Genomic DNA, 21,697 nt, shown 5'->3' on the forward strand with positions numbered 1-21,697 from the left:
TCATTTATTTCCTCTCTACAAATGTTCCCCTATATGAAAATAATGAACCAATTAACGGATTGCATACTTGTACATGAATTCGAAAGCACTGTTTTGTTTCATCATAACTTTCTACAATGTTTGCCTCTCCGTATAAGAATCTAGGTAACGGGATTTTTCTTCTAAACATGTAAAACCATTGTTTCTTTGAAGAAATATGCATCGCCCCCATCTCATCAATATGAAAATTCAGTGTAGAAACAAGTATGTGTGGTTCACCAAAATAATCTACAATTTCATTTTCATCGAATTTCATTACCGCATTAAAATATCTTTTCTTATTACGAAAGTAAAAAGTACGATTCCACCGCACAAGTTCATTTCCATGTTCATCTCGCTCAGCGGTATTATGTATTGTAAATGGCACTTTCTTCCCACGCTCAGGGAAAAACATTCGAAACTTCGATGCAATTTTTAATATCAATTTTACGAAAAAAGAACCTCCGTAAATTTCATCCATCTTTCCTTCTCCAGTAAAGCTATTTTCTTCTGTAATCTCATAGCGTTTCTGTAATTTTGGATGAAGTTTTTTATAAGAATCCCCTAATAGTCTTTCATACATATTAGCCATACATTATCCCTTTCTCTTCCTCTTGCAATTTTTTGCACTTGGTAAATCGAAGCTATTTATATAACCGACAATCGATAATCCAATTAGAAGAAGATTTAACGTAATTGGATTAAACGGCTTTGTAAAGCTTGCGATATTCGTAAATCCTACTGTTATCGTTAAGGCTATTAACACGAAAATATGTATTATAAATACATTTCGTTTTGGAAATGGAAGTAACCATATGACTCCAAAAATCACTTCTAACAGCCCAATTATTTTAAGAATAAAAATACTATTTTCAGTTGAACCAATTATGACCGAAAGCATTTTCACTTCTTCTAGATGGGTAAAGATTATTTTCGGTACAATCCCTTGATATAGCCATACAAAAGCGAATAAAAAACAAACGAGCCAATATGTCATTGTTCTTCTAATTAGCAACCTAGGATGAAGCCCCTTTTCTAACCATAATTTTAAAGCATCAAAACTCCAAGCAGTTGCCCAGCCTAATAACGGCCGAAACATATAGAAATCTATTACATTCCCTATACGACCAAACCTCGTATCATAATTATATTGCGTCTCAAAATGAATGTGTTCTTTACGGGGTGTATACTTCCAATAACCACGTCCTATTTGAATAAGTGATAATTGATTTTCTGTCCAAAATTTTAAAGAAGAAATCCGTTCACCTGTTTCTTTTCTTATTTCACCTATCGATTCCCCTTCCCCAGCTATTTCAAGTCCAAATCCGATTTTTGTTTTATATAAAAATTTCTGTGGTTCTCCTTCTTTTTTCTCTAAATATGAAATTTCAGTAAAGCGGGCATCCCATTCTGTATGTATATGTGGTTCTTGCGTGTATTCCCATAATTTCTCCATTGTTGTGTTCATTTCTGCTGAAACATAAATAGGCTTTTTCCCTTTCATTCTTCCACCTCCAATGAACTATAATTTTAATGTACATGTAATAAATTTATTTTGCTACATTTTTCACAAACTCCCTCATAAAAAGATAGAATTTTTAAAATATATATAAAACACTTGATTCCTCGAAAAATTTAAATTATTATAAAACAAATGTTACCAACAACTTCATAAATCAAACACTCTCGCCTAAAACGTGAGATAGAGGTTGCGATACTTATGAGTATTCTAATGGAGACACAGAGATGTCTATGAAATTAGATGAAAGGAAGTATTGCCGAAATCGATATATTTCTCTGTATGTATCGATTGGGGCTGTTTTCGAATAGAAACAGAACTGTCATATGTACAGACGTGTACGTATGAAGAGCTATCTACAAAAAAGAGATATCATTTTTATGGTATTCCTTTTTTGGCGGTTTTTTTATTAGCTCCGTTTTCTGTTTCCCTTTTCCTGTAACAGCACCATCCTCACTTATTTGAGATGGTGTTTTTTGTTTTTCTCTGGTAACTACAGGAATATTGGGATTTATATATGTCCTAATCTATTCTTAAAAATGGATGAAAGAAGGAATTCGTAATGGAAACGATTGTACAAAAATTTGGTGGCACTTCTGTCGGAAGCGTTGAACGCATTCAACATGTAGCAAATTTAATTATTGAAGAATATGAACGAGGACATAGTATCGTCTCTGTCGTTTCAGCAATGGGGAAAAGTACAGACGAACTTGTAGCACTTGCTAACGCGATTACAGAAAATCCGAGTAAACGCGAAATGGATATGCTTCTATCAACAGGAGAGCAAGTCACTATTTCATTATTAACGATGGCATTACAAGCAAAAGGTTATAACGCGATTTCATTAACAGGATGGCAAGCTGGTATTACGACAGAATCTGTACATAATAGTGCACGGATTACTGACATTCATACAGATCGAATTCAATCTTATCTTGCTGAAGGTACGATTGTTATCGTAGCTGGCTTCCAAGGCGTTAGTGAAAACCATGAAATTACAACGCTTGGACGCGGTGGTTCTGATACAACTGCTGTTGCATTAGCTGCTGCACTGAACGCAAAAAAATGTGATATTTACACAGATGTGACCGGCGTATATACGACGGATCCACGAGTTGTAAAAGATGCTTATAAATTAGATGAAATTTCTTATGACGAAATGTTAGAACTTGCAAATCTCGGTGCTGGTGTATTACACCCACGTGCTGTTGAGTTTGCTAAAAATCATAATGTCATTTTAGAAGTTCGCTCAAGTATGGAACAAGAAAACGGAACAATTGTAAAAGGAGAATGTAACATGGAACAACAATCAATCGTTAAAGGTATTGCATTTGAAGATAATATTACACGTATCACATTGAAAGGATTGGAACAAGGCTCGCTTTCAACAGTTTTCGCTACATTAGCAGCGGCACATATTAATGTAGATATCATCATTCAAAGTATTACAAATGAAGGAACTGTTCATCTCTCCTTCTCCATCCATTCTAATGATTTAAAAGAAACATTAGAGGTATTGGAACAAAATCAAGAGGCACTTCACTATGAATCAGTAGAATATGAAAATCATTTAGCAAAAGTATCAATTGTAGGATCTGGTATGGTATCTAATCCAGGTGTTGCTGCGAATATGTTCACTACTTTAAAAGAAGAAGATATTCATATTAAAATGGTAAGTACATCAGAAATTAAAGTGTCTGTCGTTATTGACCGCCTTCATTTAGTAACAGGTGTTGAGGCGCTGCATCAATCATTTATGGCGAAAATTGAGCCTTTAGTGCAAATGAGCTAATTTCTACTAGTAAAACTTAAAACAAATTATATGAATCTACTTCCTTCCTATATAAATAGAAAGCTATTTGCATATAGAGTAATAAGAAATGTATTTATCATTTAAATAATACACTTCATTCTATACAACGATCGGGCCCTTTAAGAGCATACAGCGTAGAAACATTTTTCGAGGAAATCGCGGTATTGTTTGTTAACAAGATACTATATGACATACTTAAAAACAGCTTGTCACATTTTCCTATACTGTGACAAGCTATTTTTTGTTTGAAAGGAATTTGTAACTTTTTAATAGTATAATTAAGAAGATGATTAGATAATACACTTTTACATATAAGGAGATAAAGACAATGTCAAAAAATAAATTACTCAGAATGGACAATGTCAGCATCGTTGTAGAATCCCTTGATCATGCAATCTCTTTCTTCGAGGAGATTGGGTTAAAACTCGAAGGGCGCGCCACTGTCGAAGGCGAATGGGCTGGTCGCGTAACTGGACTCGGTTCGCAGTGCGTAGAGATTGCTATGATGGTAACTCCAGATGGCCATAGCCGCATTGAACTTTCGCGATTTCTTACCCCGCCTGCTATAGCAGATCACCGGACAGCTCCTGTCAACGCCCTCGGTTATTTGCGCGTCATGTTCACCGTTGAAGACATTGACGAAATGGTATCTAGGCTTACTACTAAACATGGTGCTCAGCTCGTTGGCGAAGTAGTTCAATACGAGAACTCTTACCGTCTCTGCTACATTCGTGGAACTGAAGGCATTTTAATCGGTTTAGCGGAAGAACTCGGTAATAAATAATTAATGTTTTATTAGAAGCCTTTACTGAAGTAAAAATATTTGAAAGAACTTTACACTTAATAAAACTTAGATTTTGAACCCCGTCCTAGCTTTAGAGCGGGGTTATACTTGTTTGAGCTTTTTAACATACTATTAACATCCTAAAATTATTATAAAACAATTTATTTTCTTGTTATACTCTTTCCTAGGAAATATAACTTACTCTTCTCACTTCTTATCATATATATCTTTTCTTTTAAAAAACGATCTGAACTCATTCAAAATAACTTTCTTCACATCCGAATAAAAAACCATCATGAATAGTGCAATTACTAATACAACCACCTGTATTTTTTCATAATCAATGAACGCACTCATAATTAGTAAACCAAATCCAATATAAAAACCAAACTCGTTCTCTTTCTCAAAATCCTCATCTTCTTCATCAATATGTATTTTTTCTTTAATATTTTGATTCCCTTTTATTAACTCATCGAGCGTAACATTGTACATTTCGCTTAGTAAAATTAAATTATCAATATCAGGACAACTTTTATCATTCTCCCATTTATATACTGCTTGCCTCGTTACACCAATCTTTTTAGCAACATCCTCTTGTGAAAATCCCTTTGACTCTCGTAATTTTTTTAACTGCTCTCCTAAGCTCATAACATCCCCCTCCTTTAACAAATTATTACATAAAAAGAGATATAAAAGAAAGAAACCATTAGTAAAATTCACTGTAAACCATTCGTTTACAAAGTAAAAAAAGAGAAAATAGCTCTATATTTAAGCTATTCTCTCTCTTCTATTAAAATAGATGAATATTTTCTTTCTTGCAAGCTTCACGTAAATCGTCAGGCCATACAGAAGATTGAACTTCACCAATATGCGCTTTACGTAAGAAGTACATGCACATTCTTGATTGTCCGATACCACCACCAATTGTTAATGGTAGTACGTCTTCTAAAATCCCTTTATGGAAATCGTACTCACGTTTGAAGTCTTCACCTGTTTTCGTTAACTGCTCATCAAGTGATTTACTATCAACACGAATTCCCATTGATGATAATTCGAATGAAGATTGTAGTACTGGGTGCCAGAATAAAATATCACCGTTTAATTTCCAATCATCATAATCAGCTGCGCGTCCATCATGCTTTTCACCTGAACGAAGTGCATCACCAATTCCGATAATGAAGACTGCACCGTGTTCTTTTGCAATTGCATGTTCACGATCTTTCGGTGTTAATTCTGGATATTTATCTTCTAGTTCTTGAGAAGTAACGAATACAATTTCTTCTGGTAAATACTTCCCAAGGAACGGATACTTTTCAAATAAGTGGTCTTCTAAATCTTTGAATATTCCATAAATTGTTAGTACTGTTTTTTGTAAGTAATCTACAGTACGCCATTCTTTTTGAACGATTTTTTCCCAATCCCATTGGTCAACGTAAATAGAATGTGTTGCATCAAGTTCTTCATCACGACGGATCGCGTTCATGTTTGTATATAAACCTTCACCAGCTTCATATCCATATTCATGGAGTGCAAATCGTTTCCACTTCGCTAGTGAGTGCACAATTTCTAATTCTTCTCCTGAGTGTAACATATCAAATTCAATTGGACGTTCTACACCGTTTAAGTGATCGTTTAATCCTGATTTTTTCGTTACGAATAATGGTGCAGATACGCGGAATAGTTCAAGTCGTTTTGCTAATTGATCCTCGAAAAATGTTTTAACTTCCTTAATTGCGATTTGAGTCTCTCTTACTGTCATTAATGATTGATACATGGTGGTTTCCTCCTAAAATGTTTGGATGTTGTGAAAAGAAGCCAACAAAAAAAGCCCTTCTTTCCCAAAAAACTGGGACGAAAGGCTTTGGTTCCGCGGTACCACCCAAATTAGCAACAGAGGTTGCTCACTTATACAATACGGAGATGAAATATCTCGATACTGTTCTTCTTGTAACGGCGAAGTTCCCGGCTAAGTCTACTTTCCTATCAAGGATTTCGGTTAGCAACTCCAGGAGGTTCTTCATAATAGGCTTCGTATCAGGCTCACACCACCCCTGACTCGCTTAGACTACGTCCTACTACTACTCGTCCTTTCATAGTCGTTTTGTTGTCACATCTCTGAAACATTTTATTAATGATTATTCTATACAAAAAATAAAGAAAGTCAACAAAAAGTTTTAAAATATTTTTCAATTCTTTATTTTACGGCTTTATTGATTGTTTCCAATATACCTTCTTTACTTCTTTTGTCTGGGCATTCCAAAAAACGTTTCACTAACAGAAACTAACATATATACAACAATTAATGTAATCGTCCGAAATATAGAATCCGCAGTATTTCGTATTATTTTCATTTTCTTTGTAATTCCTTTCAGTTTACTTGCAAATTCATGATATACTATAGCATTCAAGCAGTTTGTTTTTACTTAAAACAAACATAGTCATTTATAAAGAGTATTTTCTAAATCATTGACTATTATCAAATAAGATTTTTATATAACGGAGTGATCATATGAGTAAAACGAAAGCAAAACCGAAAAAAGGTGTAGGACAAGGTACAGGAAGTAAAGGATGGAACCGTTGGCAATCAAGCGCAAAGAAAAAGAAAGCTGCAAAACCATACAAAAGTAAAGGTACAAAGAAATAACATTTAGTTTCTTTACTTTGTACAAAACAAAATATAATTATTACAACGAAAAAGCTATGCCCTCATATATTTGAAGGCATAGCTTTCTTTATTAGATCATTAAAATATCTCGAATTTCTTCCTCCGTGATGGATGATAATTTCTCTTCTCCCGGCTCAATCACTTCAGCAATTAAATTTTTCTTACTCTCTTGCAGTTCGTGCATTTTTTCCTCAATGGTTCCGTGTGCTACTAATTTAATAACTTGTACTGTATTTTTTTGCCCCATTCGATATGCCCGATCTGCTGCTTGTTGTTCAACAGCTGGATTCCACCATAAATCGTATAATATAACCGTATCGGCACCTGTTAAGTTAAGACCTGTACCACCAGCTTTTAAAGAAATGAGGAATAGGTCCCCTTCTCCTTCGTTAAATCGATTACATAGTTCTACACGTTCTTGCGAAGGTGTATTCCCGTCTAAATAAAAGTATGGAATTGCTTGACGATTTAATTCACGACCAATAATGGACAGCATCTTCGTAAATTGAGAAAAGATTAAAATTCTCTTACCAGTACTTCTACATTCCTCTAGTATGTCTAACAGTTGCTCAAATTTAGCTGAACTTCCCTTGTAATCATCAACGAATAAAGCGGGATGATTACATATTTGTCTTAATCTCGTTAAGCCGGCTAAAATTCTAATTTTATTTTTACGTAACGTATCTTTGTCTAAATGCTTTAATGTTTCTTCCCTTAATTTCGCTAAGTAAGCAGCATATAGTCTCTTTTGATCTGGTAATAACTCCGAGGACTGTAAGTGCTCTATTTTATCTGGAAGCTCCTGTAATACATCTTCTTTTAGTCGTCTTAATACGAACGGTTTTACGCGCTTCGCAATATCTTCACGCCTTAAATCACCGAATTCTTTTCTTCCTGGTAATAATTCTGGAAATACGACATGAAAGATAGACCATAGCTCTTCTAATGAATTTTCTACAGGCGTTCCCGTTAGTCCGAAACGATATTCAGCTTGAATTGTTTTCACTGCTCTTGCAGTTTGCGTTGTCGGATTTTTAAACGCCTGTGCTTCATCAAGAAATAGTGTATGAAACGGCCTCGCATACGATCTTACATCTCTTCTCAGTAATGGATATGACGTAATTACGACATCAAATTCTGCTACATCTTTTAAGATTTTTCGCCGTTCTGTCTGATTTCCATCTGCAATAACTGCTCTAATATGTGGAGCGAATTTTTTCAATTCACTAAACCAATTATAAACAAGCGAGGACGGTGAAACGACTAATATAGGCAGCTTCTTCTCTCGAATTTCAGACAGAACAGAATCTATATAAGCAATACTTTGCAGCGTTTTTCCAAGTCCCATATCGTCTGCTAAAATACCGCCAAAACGGTAATAGGCGAGTGTCTTCATCCACTCAAATCCGTATACTTGATACTCTCTCATTACAGCATTTAAAGTTTGTGGCACTGTAAACTTTAATTTTTTCGGGTTTTGAATGCTTTCAACTAAATCTTGAACAGACTCATCTAAACTTAAAACATTACCTTCATGAAGTCCGTTCATCCATTTTACACTCCGAATAAGCGGAACATTCACTTCTTCCCCATGTAAAAATTCTTTTCGAATACCTGATTCTTTTACAAACTGATTAATTTCATTAAACTCTTTACTCTCTAGTGATAATAAAGAACCATTCGCTAATCGGTAATATTTACGTTTCTCCTCAAGAGCGACTAATACTCCTTTAATTTCCGCTTCCGGTATTCCTTTTATATCAAAACGAAATGATAACCAATCAATTCTTTCTTTTCTTCTCACTCTAATAAGTGGCGCTGTATCCCCTTTATGAATACGTAATTTGATTGCTGTTGTCGCGTAAATATCAACTAAACCTTTTAACGTTGGAACAATGTGATATAAAAAGTTATACTCAGCTTCTTCATTATGCATAAAGTAGCCACCTTCTGTTTTCGCAAAAGCACTTTCACTCATAATGTCTAAAATCTCTTTTTCCTTTTTCTCATCACGATTAAAAACAGAAGGTTGCCCGTCTTCTTCTAGCGGATTAATCACGACGTTTCCATAATGGAATTCGAGCCCTGCTAGCAAACGATTTTTTACTCGATCTAAATACAGCTTTGCTTTTAGCAACGGCGTTTCAACACGATCGGATATTACTTCATCAATGCGCACTGTTCCAAGTTTCATTAATCCAGGCACAACTTTCGCTACGAAATGTTCCATCTTATTTTCAGGAATATAAAACTGATTGCTATTTGAGCGACTCATCATCTTTTGCAATTCAATAAGTCGCATACAATCTTCCATGGGTAAATGATATAATTTCCCATCGTAAAGAGCGTTGTTATACATCTCCATAACTCGAACACGATTTAGACCGTCTATATGAAGGGTAAACCCGCCATTATTCCCTTTCGTAAACTCAAAATGTAATGGCAATAACCCTTTTGAAATGTGTAATCCCTGAAACAGTTGCTCATTTTGTTTCAGCTGTACATACTCGGCTCTAGAAAGTGCAGAGAGCATATCATTCCACGAAGCTGGCGGTATAAATATCATACTTTCATCTTGTTTCGCATGTACTTCTAGTGCATCTTCATACATTTTTTCATTATGATATATTTTAATGAGTTGTTGTATAATCGCGTCTGTTTCTTGTTTAAAACTGTGTACATCTGGCGTATATGTAAATTCATTGGAACAATGAAAAGTCTCTCTCTTCTCCACTTTAGAAAGAAATTCTCTCATATGATTTATAAAATATGTTTTCGCAAGTTTTAACTGAATTCCAAGAAGAGCCCCACCGCTTTTCGTCGCTACTGGTGAACATATAAACGCAACATCTAATATTTCACGTGTATCAAACCGATGTTGTTTACTTTTTGGCCTCAGTGGTTTATCTGCAAACAACTGAAACATCCCGTTTGTTAATTGATCATTTCTGCTACTAACAGAGCCCATTCCACCCGTTTGCTGGTTATAATTTATTTGTATCAATACAGCTGCAACATGTTGACAGTACGTTTGGAAAGATGCTAACGAAGGACAACTACATCTCGCAACAACATCACCTTTCTTAGCTTTTTCTACTGTAACATGGAAATCCTCGTTCCCTTTTACCGTCGCCTCACAAATTTCTTTCGTTTCATCATAGTAATTCACGATTACTTTATTTGATTTATAATAAGCTTCGCCTCTTTTATATGAGGTTTCTCCACATACTTCTTTAATAATCGATTTATTTAATGTAAAACTCATTGTTTTGACACTTCCTTAATGTAAAACCATTTTCTCTTACTTAACATTTTACATGCTTCACGAGAAAATATAAAATGTTGATTTAACAAAAAAAGATGCTTATTTATAAGCACCTTTTCACTCTATCTCCATCAATCGTTTCGCCTCAAAATACAACACTTGAATAAATTTTTTCGTATTAATTCGTATATGGCCAGAAGTCGTTACCCCATCCTTTGTCATTTCTGTCATCCGTTTTCTAACTACAGTGAAATCAAAAAACTTCGGAGCATAACTTTCAAATTTCGGATTTGAAAAGTCTGTTAGTCCAAGGGAAGCTAAATGATTTAATGATTGATAAATTGCTCTTCTTACACGTTGTTCAGATGCTTTTCTCTCCTTTTCTATATCTGCCTCTGAAGCTAGTTCCCCTAATTTTTTCAGTGTAATTTGGTGAAAAATATCTTTCAACGCAGGAAATCCAAATTCAAATGTTTGCGTCTTTTCTTGTCCATTTAAATATTCCAGCATACTAAGTAAATCTTTACTTCCGTTCTCTCCCGCAATACCGAGTTCTGATAGTAAGAAGCGTCCTGAATCTGATATCTTTTTCCCTTCTTGCACTGTTTCACTACGCATTTGCGGCTTTTCCCACTGAAACACATTATTTAATGATTTTTGAATGTCATATATAGAACGTTCCAAACGAATACGTTCTATCACTTTTCGTACAACAGATACTACTTCTATTTTGTTTAGTGGTTTTGTAATATAATATTCCACACCAAGTGTATATGCCTCACTAATGAGCTGTTTCGATTCAACTTGGGAAATCATAATAATTTTCCCAGTAAATGAAGATGCTATATGGCGAACTGTTTCAATGCCATCTCTCATCGGCATTAGTAAATCAATAAATAAAATGTCCACTTTTTTATAATTTAACTGTTCTGCTTCAATAAACGCTCCATCTTCCGATTCTCCAATTACTTCCCCAAGATCGCCATCCTCAATAATTTGCGAAAGCATCGAACGAAAAACTTCATCATCATCTACAATATAATAAAACAAACCTATTCCCCTTCCCGCTTTAAACTGCACTCCGGTAAACAAACGATAAACTTACACCCTTTCCCATTTTCATTGTCTTCTAACCTTACTTCTCCGCCGAGCTCTGTTACCATTTCGTCTATGTAAGAAAGTCCAATACCTGTGGACGGTGTTCCTGTTTGATCATACTTTGAAGTAAACCCAGGCTTAAATACTAATTTCTTATACTTTTGTGCAATACCAGGACCATCGTCAATTACTTCCAAGATTACATTTGGTTCTCTTTTATATAACTTAATACGAATGAGACCTCTATCTTCAATTGCTTCAACTGCATTCGCAACTAAGTTATTAAAAATTGATAGCACTGTATACACGTGATATGCAGCATGCTCGCCTTCTATATGTTTAGAAAAACGTATATCTTTCTCTAGCATTTCAGCATACTTTTCATTTATTCTTACAATCATTTCTGTAAGCTCATGACCTTCTACGTATTCAGCCACATTTTTATCTAATAACAGTTTAGATAACCCTGCAAAAATCCTTTGATTATCTTTTTTTATTTCATGCACTTCTCCTGCTATTTTCAATGCTGTTTTACCATTCGAATGATTGCTTACTTGTAAATTTCGATATAATTGATACGCTTCTTGTGTAATTAATTCTGCATTTTGTAACGTTTTTTTCAAATGAACAGATTCTACATATAAATTGGATAAGTGCATTAACATTTTTTCATTTTCTTTTCGCACTTGTGATTCTTTTAATTTCGTTTCATATAAATTCATCATATTTAAAAAGCCAAGTGCAAAGAAACTACGAAAAATAGCAATAATGATGAGTTTATTTACTTCAGAAATTGTTATTGTTGTACCTAGTACTAACATGTGATAAAACGCAAGTTCCGACATACTTGCAACAATTTCAATTGAAATTCCAAGACATCCAATAATAATTGGTTTCTGATGGAACTTATTTACCCTGCAAAGTGAAAAAAGACTGCCATAAATAAAATAATAGAAGAACACAGGATAACGCAAATAAAATGATTCTGTCATATGAAATGAACCTTGCATGATCCAGTCAAGACATACGCGGAATAGGACTACACATATACCCACAACAATACCTGCAACTCCTGCTGGTATTCTTCTTAAAAATAGTAATAAAAAGAAGAATAACGGCGTCCCAAAGCTAACGCGAAACGTATCATTAAACGGATGAAAATTAAGCTCTCCAGCAATCGGAACAACAACCATTAATATAATTAAAAGGGATATGTCTTTCTTCCATAATTGATTCCAATTCAAAGGTGCCACTTCCTATATTCTTTTTTCAGTAATAAAAGTGAAAGCCCGCTTATATTTATAAACGGGCTTTATTTCTATATTCTAACCTTTTCTACCGCTTTTATTTGGCGATACTCAGGCTCCCAGATTGCTTCTTTCACTGCAATCTTGATATCGTTATCACTTAAGTTCTCTCTCGCAACACCTTCTGCAACAGCAACTTTCGCTACTTCAATTGCTACCATTTCCGAGATATTACGTAACTCTTCAACTTCTGGTAAAATAGGTGCTCCTGGCTGACTTGTATCAACCATACTTGCAACTGCTTCAGCTGCTGCTGCGAACATTCCATCCGTCATGACGCTTGCACGTACGACAATTGTTCCAAGACCAAGACCTGGGAAAATAAGTGCATTATTTGATTGTCCAATCACATACGTTACACCGTTATATGTAACTGGTTCAAATGGACTTCCTGTTGCAACTAACGCTCTTCCTTCTGTCCACTCGATTAAATCGGCTGGTTTTGCTTCAGCAAGTGGCGTCGGATTCGACATTGGTAAAATGATTGGTCTTTCTACGTGAGAAGCCATTTCTTTAATAATTTCTTCTTTAAATGCACCAGCAACAGTTGATGTACCGATTAAAATTGTCGGTTTCACATGTTTCACAACTTCAGCAAGTCCGATTACACCATTTTCTTTCCACTCACTTACTTCCGCTTCTTTTCTTGCATACGGAATTTGGAAATCAAGAAGATCTTCCATATTATCTGTAACTAATCCGTTACGATCAATACACCAGAAACGCTTATATGATTCTTCTTCTGATACGCCTACGCGGACCATCGCATCTCTAACTTGATCTGCGATACCGATTCCAGCCGTACCAGCACCAAACACAACAACGCGGTGTTCACTTAGCGGTACACCAGAAGCTTTTACTGCCGATAATACAGCCGCAAGCGAAACTGCACCTGTACCTTGAATATCATCATTAAACGTACAAATATCATGACGATATTTATCTAAAATTTTTCGTGCATTACGAGAACTGAAGTCTTCCCAATGTAAAAGTGCTTTCGGGAATTGCTTATTTACCGCTTGTACAAATGTATCAATAAATTCATCGTAAGCTTCACCTGTTATACGAGGGTGACGATTTCCAATATAAAATGGATTGTCTAATAATTCTTCACGATTTGTACCTACATCTAAAATTACCGGTAATACGCGGCTAGGATCGATTCCAACTGCGGCTGTATAAACAGCTAATTTTCCAATTGCGATGTTAATACCACCAACGCCCCAGTCACCAATTCCTAATATACCTTCTCCATCTGTTACAACGACTAAATCAATATTTTCTGCTGTTGCACCAATATTGGCAAACGCTTCTTCAATACCTGACGGATCGTTAATTGATAAATACACACCTCGTGGTTTACGATATTCATGACTATATCTTTGAATCGCTACACCAACAGTTGGTGTATATACGATTGGTAACATTTCGCGTAAATGATCTGTTAAAATACGATAAAATAATACTTCATTTCGATCATGTAACGCTGTTAAGTATACATTCTTTAATAAATCATCCGGCTGAGAACAAAATTGTTCATATGCTCGGCGTGCTTGTTCTTCCAATGTTAAAACCGCTGGCGGTAATAACCCTTTTAAACCTAATTCTTCTCTTTCTTCTTGCGTGAAAGCGACCCCTTTATTTAAAAGTGGTGTTGATAATACTTCTACTCCTCTTAATGTCGTTTCTAATGAACCATTAGAAGCTACTGTAAACTTGCTCATAACATCCCTACCTCTATTCATATATAGCATTTCTATATTGTAAACAAAAAAGAGGGGCTTGTCCCCCTCTTCTTTTAGTTTTTCTTTAAAAGAGTTGCTCCTGCAATCCCTGGGTGCGTCATTTCGAATGGATCTAGAATTAACTCTAAGTCTTCTTGTGACAGTACACCATTTTTCACACAAAGTTCTCGAACGGATTGCCCTGTCGCGATTGCTTCTTTCGCAACGCGAGCTGCTGCTTCATAACCGATATGAGGGTTCACGGCTGTAATAATTCCTACACTCTTCTCAACATACTCTTTTAAACGATCTTCATTCGCTTCAATTCCTTTTAAGCAATTATCTGTAAAGGCACGGAAACCGTTATTCATAATGCTAATTGATTGAAGTAAGTTGAAAACAAGTACTGGTTCCATAACGTTTAATTCTAATTGACCTGCTTCTGAAGCAAGGCAAATTGTATGATCGTTACCAATTACTTGGAACGCAATTTGATTAATTACCTCTGGCATAACAGGGTTTACTTTCCCTGGCATAATAGATGAACCTGGTTGACGAGCAGGTAGCATAATTTCCGCTAAGCCAACACGTGGACCTGATGCCATTAAGCGAAGGTCATTCGCAATTTTAGACATATTCATCATACATACTTTAAGTGCTGCAGATACTTCTGTATATGCATCCGTATTTTGCGTTGCATCTACTAAGTCTTCTGCACCAACTAGTGGTAGTTCACTAATTGCAGCTAAATGTTTTACAACTGCTTCAATATATTCTGGGTCTGCATTTAAGCCTGTACCAACTGCAGTTGCTCCCATGTTCACTTCATATAAGTGTTGACGTGATTGCTGAATTCGTTTCATATCACGTTCAAGTACACGAGAGTACGCTTTAAATTCTTGTCCAAGGCGAATTGGCACAGCGTCTTGTAAATGCGTACGACCCATTTTAATAACATGATCGAACTGTTCTGCTTTTAATTCAAATACATCGTGCATATAACCCATCGTTTGTAATAAACCTTCTAATGCGTTTAATGTAGCGATATGAATCGCCGTTGGGAATGCATCGTTTGTTGATTGCGCCATGTTTACATGACTATTTGGACTAATATAGTGATAGTCTCCCTTTTCCATTCCTAATAATTCAAGAGCACGATTGGCAATGACTTCATTTGCATTCATGTTCATTGAAGTACCTGCTCCGCCTTGGATTGGATCTACGATAAAATGATCATGCCATTTTCCATCGAGAATTTCTTGAGCAGCTTCTGCGATCGCACCGCCCTTGTTCAATTCCAATCTTCCTACATCTGTATTGGCAAGCGCTGCAGCTTTTTTTACAACTGCGAACGCTCTAATTAAACCTTCATGGATTTTGTATCCTGTAATTGGGAAGTTTTCAACTGCACGCATTGTTTGTACGCCGTAGTATGCATAGTTTGGTACTTCTTTTTCACCTAAAAAGTCTTTTTCAATTCGAACACCATTTTTAACTTCAGTTAATGTTGCCATGATTATTCACTCCTTAACGATTTCTTATGCTGCTTTTGTTTCTTTGACTGTTTCTACATATTGTTTTGCTTTCTCATTATCGAATTCGCCTTCCCACTTCGACATAACAATGGCCGCTAATGCATTTCCTAATACATTGACAGATGAGCGAATCATATCTAAAATGCGGTCAATTCCCGCAATTAACGCGATACCTTCTAGTGGTAACCCCATTGAACCTAACGTTGCTAATACAACAACGAACGATGCACCTGGAACTCCCGCCATACCTTTGGATGTTAACATGAGAACGAATAATAACGTTATTTGCTCTGTCAGTGACATGTGCACACCGTACATTTGTGCAACAAACAATGCCGCTAACGCTTGATAAATAGCCGATCCAGTCAAGTTAAATGTATAACCTGTCGGAATTACGAAAGAGGCAACTGCCTTTGGACAACCGAACTCTTCCATTTTTCTCATTATATTAGGTAAAACAGCTTCTGAACTTGCTGTCGTAAATGAAAGAATAAGTTCTTCTTTTAAAATTTTCATTAATGTAAAAATGTTTACGCCAACCATTCTTGCATTAATACCTAATACAATCACAACGAATAGTATAACAGTTACGTATACAGCTAGCACTAGTTTTCCTAAAGGAAGTAGTGTTGCTACACCAAATTTTGCAACCGTAACCGCAATTAATGCGAATACACCAAATGGTGCAAATTTCATAACTTGATTTGTAACCCAAAACATCGCTTCGAGTACACCTTCAAAGAAGTTAAAAACAGGCTTTCCTTTTTCCCCAATTGCCGCAACTCCTAAACCGAATAATACTGAGAAGAAAATAATCGGTAATAAGTCACCTTGTGCAATCGATTCAAATACGTTTTTCGGTACAATGTGAACAATTGTATCAGCAAAACCTTTCTTCTCTGTTGCATCTGCAGTTTGTTTATAAGAAGAAATATCACTTTGCTGTAAATTACTCATATCAACGCCAGTACCTGGTTGGAATATATTCGCTGCAAGTAATCCCATTAAAATAGCAATCGTTGTAATAATTTCGAAATAAAGAATTGTCTTACCGCCCAGTTTCCCAAGCTTTTTCATATCGCCTACACCAGCTACTGCAACAATTAATGCTGAAATAACAATTGGTACTACAATCATTTTAATTAAGTGAATAAATATATCCCCAATTGGTGTGATATAAGAAATCGCCGTTTTATTGCCATAAAAGACTGCCCCTACTACAATCCCTAAAACAAGCGCGACAAAAATTTGTGTTGCCAATCCGAATTTTTTCATTTATGTTCATCCCCTTCATGCGAACGCTTTCAATTTGAATTTATAAAAGCTACTCACACATCTTATAAGCGAACCTACAAAATCATACAAAAACCTACAAGTTCGTCACAAAAAATTCAAATATTTTTCTTCTTTTTTTCATTGACACCATTTTGTTAAAAAACGATAAAATATACTTGATAAGTAATCAGATTGTTTCGTATAATCAAAAATATATGTACTTACAACAAATCAAAATGAAAAGGAGTGGATGATATGAAAAATTATGTGCAAAAATTCGTTCTATCTTCTTCTTTTCTTTTTCATTTTCTTAAAAAGGAACAAAGGCATTCGCCTTTGTTCCTTTTTAATTGCGATCTATATAGGGGGAATTGTTATGAGACCATATAAACGTGTCTTAATTAAATTAAGCGGCGGTGCACTTGCCGATCAAACCGGAAATAGCTTTAACTCCAAACGATTAGAACATATCGCAAACGAAATTTTATCCATCGTTGATTTAGGTATTGAGGTATCTATCGTCATTGGAGGCGGGAACATTTTTAGAGGTCATCTAGCGGAAGAATGGGGAATCGATCGTGTAGAAGCTGACAATATCGGGACGTTAGGTACAATCATTAACAGCTTAATGCTACGCGGCGTTTTAACAAGTAAAACAAATAAAGAAGTGCGCGTTATGACTTCCATCTCGTTTAATGCTGTAGCTGAACCATACATTCGCCTACGTGCAGTCCACCATTTAGATAACGGGTATATCGTTATTTTTGGAGGTGGTAACGGTCAACCGTTCGTGACAACAGATTATCCAAGTGTACAAAGAGCCATCGAGATGAATAGTGATGCCATATTAGTCGCAAAACAAGGGGTCGATGGCGTCTTTACAAGTGATCCAAAACATAATAAATCAGCAAAAATGTACAGCAAACTAAACTATAATGATGTTGTTAGACAAAATATACAAGTTATGGATCAAGCGGCATTACTGCTTGCCAGGGACTACAATTTACCAGCACACGTCTTTAACTTTGATGAGCCTGGAGTAATGAAAAGAATTTGCTTAGGTGAACATGTGGGGACATTAATTAATGACGATGCTTCATTGCTTGTGCATGAAAAATAGTTATTTTTATAAACCATGACCTTTCGAGTATTACTTTATATCACCAATCTCTTACTAGAGAAAAATAAAATATTGTATACAAACTGAATTCCCTTTATTTGTATTACACTAGGACTTCAGTTTGTATTACTAAACCTTAGAACAACAAGTTTTTTATTTTATTTGTTGTTTGTACTTTATGTTAATTCCAAATGATAGTATCAATAACTTTTTCAGTTGAACGATCTTTTTTTACTGCCCAAATCTGTAATTTGTCTCCTTCTACAGGATGATTAATACCATAAGCGTTATATTCGAAAAAATTAACTTTTATTCTTCCGTCTTCACTTGGGCTATACCGTTCTGATGTTGCATTTCCAAAGTGATTACCATTAATTTTCACCTCATAAGATATAACTTCAGAAAGAACATCAACCTCCATTTTTTTGAAGTAAAATCCATGGTAATGTTCTTTACCATCTACTTTCTCATAAGATTTTAACCATGTGTCGATAATATGAGCTTCTTGTATTTCTGATACTATAAAGAATTTTTGGGCTTGCAAATACGGGTCGTTATCGTTTTTCAATAATTCAAGTTTTACATTTGTTCCATTTTGAGTATTTTTATTATCTAAATATAAAGTTAATGATGGATTTGCTTTGTTTTTTAATATGAATTGATAATCCGTATCTATCTGTAGTATCCAATACTGTTCAGGCTTATTTGTATCTTTAGTCACACATACATTTTGCTCATTATTACCTCTATCCCAAGCTAAAATAGCATTCAAATTTAATTTACTTCTAATTTTGTATGCTTGATGTTTAAAGTCAAATGAAAACTCCCACCATTGCCCTTTGGATTTATTCCAATTCCATATTTGAACATTAGTAGATATCTCATTAGAATTATACTGACCATCTTTAACATCTAAAACTTTATACATATCTAATACTGATATAATTTTATATACCCCATTTAAAAATGCATAATTTGAATCAGTAGCATCTAATTCTTTAACAAACTTGTCCAATTCATCACCTGATGGATCTTCGTTCGTCCAAGCATTATTATATTTATCTAGCCTTTTTAATTCTTCCAATACTTCCCTTCTTGTATGTCTTTTATTAGTTTCTACAACAATTTCAACGGCACTGTCTAATGCGTCTGCTAGTTCATCCGCTAATTTCACATTTGACCAGTTGTTTCTTTTTGATTTTTCTTTAATTCTATTTATTTCACTTAGAATGGCATTTAAAATTTGTTTGTTATATTCTAAAGTATTTTTTCTATACATTAACTCAATTCTTGGTTTGGATAATCCTCTAATAGCTTCTTGTAATTTGCTCCTTTTATCTGCGCCAAGGATTGCATCAATTATTGCTCCAAATGATAATAAATCTGGGATAATATCATATATTTTATATTTAAAATTATCTATTTTTATATCTTTGAGAAGATTTTTTATAGTTTCATTTGAATTCAGCAGATTTTCAATTTCTTCATTAAGTATATCTATATATTTAGAATAACCTTCACATTGAGTCAATAATTGTTCTGCACGACGTTTTCGATTCTTATTGTCTGGATAAAATAAATCATCAAATCCTGTCATAATTACCCTCCTGTATATCAATGTATATTTAATATTAAATGTACTACCTCTATTAATATGTTAATAGAGGTAGTACATAAAGGTAGTATTAGTATTTAATTGCTGTTAAATCAATATTATTTTCATGTTCATTAAGCTCTTTTACGACTTCTTCCAAGCTACTTTGAGATAGATCTTCGTCTGTCCAATTCCCCAGTATTTTATCTTTTCCTTTTAAATCTGTTAGTGCAGATTCTCTAGTTGGCTCCGGAGTTGTTTCTTTAAAGGTTTCCATAGTATCGGTAATCGCATCTCGTATCTCCTCTTTAAGATCTTCCTCAGTCCATTTTTTCTTAGCAGCTTTCCGTTTAATACGATTGATTTCGTTAGTTATAGCCATTAGCATGTCATAGTAATATTGTGTTTTTAATACACCGTAACGAAGTTCTATACGTGGTTTCGCTAAATCTTTAATACCATTTTGTAGTTTAGCTCTTTCATCATTTCCAGTAATTGCGTCGATAGTAACATCGATGCCAACAGCTACAATTGCACCACCAATCGCGGATCCAACGCTAGTTCCTAATTTAAACCATTTTGGCAAACCAACTAATTTGACTAATGCAGCTGGTCCAATTCTCCCTTGTTTTAATAAATATGAAACCGCAACTTTCTTTAGGAGAAAATTGAAACCTTTATTAGCTAAAGAAAAAACAGTGGTAATTCCAATTGGTTGTAACACTTTCACATACCATTCATGGTCTAATTTAATCTCTTCGAATGAAATAGAGTCGATACCAATAAGACTATAAGCCTCTTTAGTATATTTGTTCATAAGTTCTAATATGTTTTCAATTTGCAATTTTTTATCCGCTAATACATTTGTATAATCAGCACATTCGCTCATTAATTGTTCTACTCGTTTGCGTCTTTTCGGATTATCAGGAAATAAATGATCTTGCCACGTATGTTGCGTTTCTACCGTTTCTGTTACCTCTTTTGAATTAGTCATTATAAACATTCCCTTCAAAATGGATTTTTGAGTTAAGCATAAAATATTTTGCGTTTAACTCTATCTTCATTTTTTCATAAAATTCATTATATTTCACCGAAATTTCATATTCGTTTATACGAACTCAGAAAGTCATGATTAACCCAGTTTATCTATGTATATTTTTAGTTCTCCAAAATACCGAAATGTGAGTTGCGGTATCAACAATATTGTTTCCTTTATATGAATCAATTATAAAATATTGAAAATACCACAAAAAAGAGAGTGCCTTGTAAACACTCTCTTTATAAAATATATAATTTAAAATGTATGTGGCGACATATTCACAAGTCAAATTTTGAAATTATCCCAATCTTTTTTGCAGCTTTTACAGCTTCAACTCGGGAATACACACCCAATTTATTGAATATTTCTGTTATCGTGTATTCAATTGACCTTTGACTTAAATTCAATGTAGAAGCTATACATTTATTTGTCATCCCTTTTTCTATATAGGATAAAACTTCGATTTCTCGATGATTCATCGATATAGGAACTACTCCATTTTTATTAATGTTGATATGTGAATAACGTTCTTGGATACGTAATTGTTTAAACAACTCATATGGAATAACAATCTCTTTTCTCATGATACTTTCAATGGCATTGATTATTGATTCTTGAGAAGCTGTTTTACTTATTATCCCCATTACTCCAGTTTCAATAAGTAAGTTAAAATGCGGTTCAATATCAAACCCAGTATATATAATTATTCTTGCATTAGGATCCTCTTTTAAAATTTTTTTTGATATCTCTAACCCATTTAAATTGGGCATATATAAATCTACCATATATACATCATATTTTTTATTACTCAAATGTGTTTGAAGTTTTTCACTGTAAAACAATACATCGGCTTGTATATTCTCTTGCTCTATTAATACTTTTGTTCCCATACCAACAGCTAAGTGATCATCTATAATCAGTACTTGAATCATTATATTATT

The 21,697-nt window shown here is 34.5% G+C and carries 17 protein-coding genes, 1 riboswitch and 1 other annotated feature; of the genes, 4 read left to right on the forward strand and 13 right to left on the reverse strand.

Annotated elements, in window-relative coordinates:
• Positions 1-4 precede the first annotated feature (4 nt).
• Both ACTFNE_RS14210 and ACTFNE_RS14215 read right to left on the reverse strand, forming a co-directional pair.
• Complete coding sequence (locus ACTFNE_RS14210; RefSeq protein WP_046197731.1) at positions 5-610, reverse strand: DUF4166 domain-containing protein; 606 nt, start codon at positions 608-610, stop codon at positions 5-7.
• Positions 611-613: 3 nt separating this feature from the next.
• On the reverse strand, positions 614-1,522 hold the full coding sequence (locus tag ACTFNE_RS14215; RefSeq protein ID WP_270704784.1) for a DoxX-like family protein: 909 nt from the start codon (positions 1,520-1,522) through the stop codon (positions 614-616).
• A 191-nt stretch (positions 1,523-1,713) separates the two neighbouring features.
• A riboswitch (Lysine riboswitch) is annotated at positions 1,714-1,900 on the forward strand.
• A gap of 199 nt (positions 1,901-2,099) precedes the next feature.
• On the opposite strand from ACTFNE_RS14215, the gene ACTFNE_RS14220 reads away from it, so the two are divergent.
• The gene (locus ACTFNE_RS14220; protein WP_046197733.1) at positions 2,100-3,329 is read left to right on the forward strand and encodes an aspartate kinase; all 1,230 of its coding nucleotides are present in this window, start codon (positions 2,100-2,102) and stop codon (positions 3,327-3,329) included.
• Between the two features lie 349 nt (positions 3,330-3,678).
• The gene (locus ACTFNE_RS14225) at positions 3,679-4,134 is read left to right on the forward strand and encodes a VOC family protein (protein WP_000041940.1); all 456 of its coding nucleotides are present in this window, start codon (positions 3,679-3,681) and stop codon (positions 4,132-4,134) included.
• A gap of 207 nt (positions 4,135-4,341) precedes the next feature.
• Here ACTFNE_RS14225 and ACTFNE_RS14230 read toward each other — a convergent pair whose 3' ends face one another.
• On the reverse strand, positions 4,342-4,782 hold the full coding sequence (locus tag ACTFNE_RS14230) for a helix-turn-helix domain-containing protein (RefSeq protein ID WP_046197734.1): 441 nt from the start codon (positions 4,780-4,782) through the stop codon (positions 4,342-4,344).
• A 142-nt stretch (positions 4,783-4,924) separates the two neighbouring features.
• Positions 4,925-5,908: an aspartate--ammonia ligase gene (asnA, locus tag ACTFNE_RS14235; RefSeq protein WP_000284908.1), complete on the reverse strand. Its 984-nt coding sequence runs from the start codon at positions 5,906-5,908 to the stop codon at positions 4,925-4,927.
• Between the two features lie 70 nt (positions 5,909-5,978).
• Positions 5,979-6,237, reverse strand: a binding site (T-box leader).
• Positions 6,238-6,643: 406 nt separating this feature from the next.
• Between asnA and ACTFNE_RS14240 the strand changes: the two genes are divergently transcribed.
• The gene (locus ACTFNE_RS14240) at positions 6,644-6,778 is read left to right on the forward strand and encodes a DUF3934 domain-containing protein (RefSeq protein ID WP_000047591.1); all 135 of its coding nucleotides are present in this window, start codon (positions 6,644-6,646) and stop codon (positions 6,776-6,778) included.
• A gap of 91 nt (positions 6,779-6,869) precedes the next feature.
• Here the strand turns inward: ACTFNE_RS14240 and ACTFNE_RS14245 are convergent, their stop codons facing one another.
• From ACTFNE_RS14245 to ACTFNE_RS14270, 6 genes are all read right to left on the reverse strand, one after another.
• Entirely contained in the window at positions 6,870-10,064 is a 3,195-nt protein-coding gene (locus ACTFNE_RS14245; RefSeq protein ID WP_046197735.1) for a DEAD/DEAH box helicase, read from the reverse strand.
• Between the two features lie 117 nt (positions 10,065-10,181).
• On the reverse strand, positions 10,182-11,114 hold the full coding sequence (locus tag ACTFNE_RS14250) for a response regulator (RefSeq protein ID WP_046197736.1): 933 nt from the start codon (positions 11,112-11,114) through the stop codon (positions 10,182-10,184).
• A gap of 2 nt (positions 11,115-11,116) precedes the next feature.
• Positions 11,117-12,415, reverse strand: coding sequence for an ATP-binding protein (locus tag ACTFNE_RS14255; RefSeq protein WP_082112607.1), 1,299 nt, complete (start codon positions 12,413-12,415; stop codon positions 11,117-11,119).
• A 65-nt stretch (positions 12,416-12,480) separates the two neighbouring features.
• Positions 12,481-14,193, reverse strand: coding sequence for an oxaloacetate-decarboxylating malate dehydrogenase (gene malS, locus ACTFNE_RS14260; RefSeq protein WP_046197781.1), 1,713 nt, complete (start codon positions 14,191-14,193; stop codon positions 12,481-12,483).
• A gap of 74 nt (positions 14,194-14,267) precedes the next feature.
• Complete coding sequence (aspA, locus tag ACTFNE_RS14265) at positions 14,268-15,707, reverse strand: aspartate ammonia-lyase (protein ID WP_000224205.1); 1,440 nt, start codon at positions 15,705-15,707, stop codon at positions 14,268-14,270.
• A gap of 24 nt (positions 15,708-15,731) precedes the next feature.
• On the reverse strand, positions 15,732-17,003 hold the full coding sequence (locus ACTFNE_RS14270) for a cation:dicarboxylate symporter family transporter (RefSeq protein ID WP_000713290.1): 1,272 nt from the start codon (positions 17,001-17,003) through the stop codon (positions 15,732-15,734).
• A 376-nt stretch (positions 17,004-17,379) separates the two neighbouring features.
• On the opposite strand from ACTFNE_RS14270, the gene pyrH reads away from it, so the two are divergent.
• Complete coding sequence (gene pyrH / locus ACTFNE_RS14275) at positions 17,380-18,123, forward strand: UMP kinase (protein WP_046197738.1); 744 nt, start codon at positions 17,380-17,382, stop codon at positions 18,121-18,123.
• Positions 18,124-18,304: 181 nt separating this feature from the next.
• Here pyrH and ACTFNE_RS14280 read toward each other — a convergent pair whose 3' ends face one another.
• The 3 genes from ACTFNE_RS14280 to ACTFNE_RS14290 all read right to left on the reverse strand — a co-directional run bounded on the left by ACTFNE_RS14280 (position 18,305) and on the right by ACTFNE_RS14290 (position 21,688).
• Complete coding sequence (locus ACTFNE_RS14280; RefSeq protein ID WP_046197739.1) at positions 18,305-19,720, reverse strand: RICIN domain-containing protein; 1,416 nt, start codon at positions 19,718-19,720, stop codon at positions 18,305-18,307.
• An 88-nt stretch (positions 19,721-19,808) separates the two neighbouring features.
• On the reverse strand, positions 19,809-20,711 hold the full coding sequence (locus ACTFNE_RS14285) for a hypothetical protein (protein ID WP_046197740.1): 903 nt from the start codon (positions 20,709-20,711) through the stop codon (positions 19,809-19,811).
• Between the two features lie 323 nt (positions 20,712-21,034).
• Positions 21,035-21,688, reverse strand: a complete 654-nt coding sequence (locus ACTFNE_RS14290) for a response regulator transcription factor (RefSeq protein WP_000616900.1) — start codon at positions 21,686-21,688, stop codon at positions 21,035-21,037.
• Positions 21,689-21,697: the final 9 nt, after the last annotated feature.

It is taken from the genome of Bacillus cereus group sp. MYBKT111-2, assembly GCF_051915205.1.
In the GTDB taxonomy this organism is placed as follows: Bacteria; Bacillota; Bacilli; order Bacillales; family Bacillaceae_G; genus Bacillus_A; species Bacillus_A paranthracis.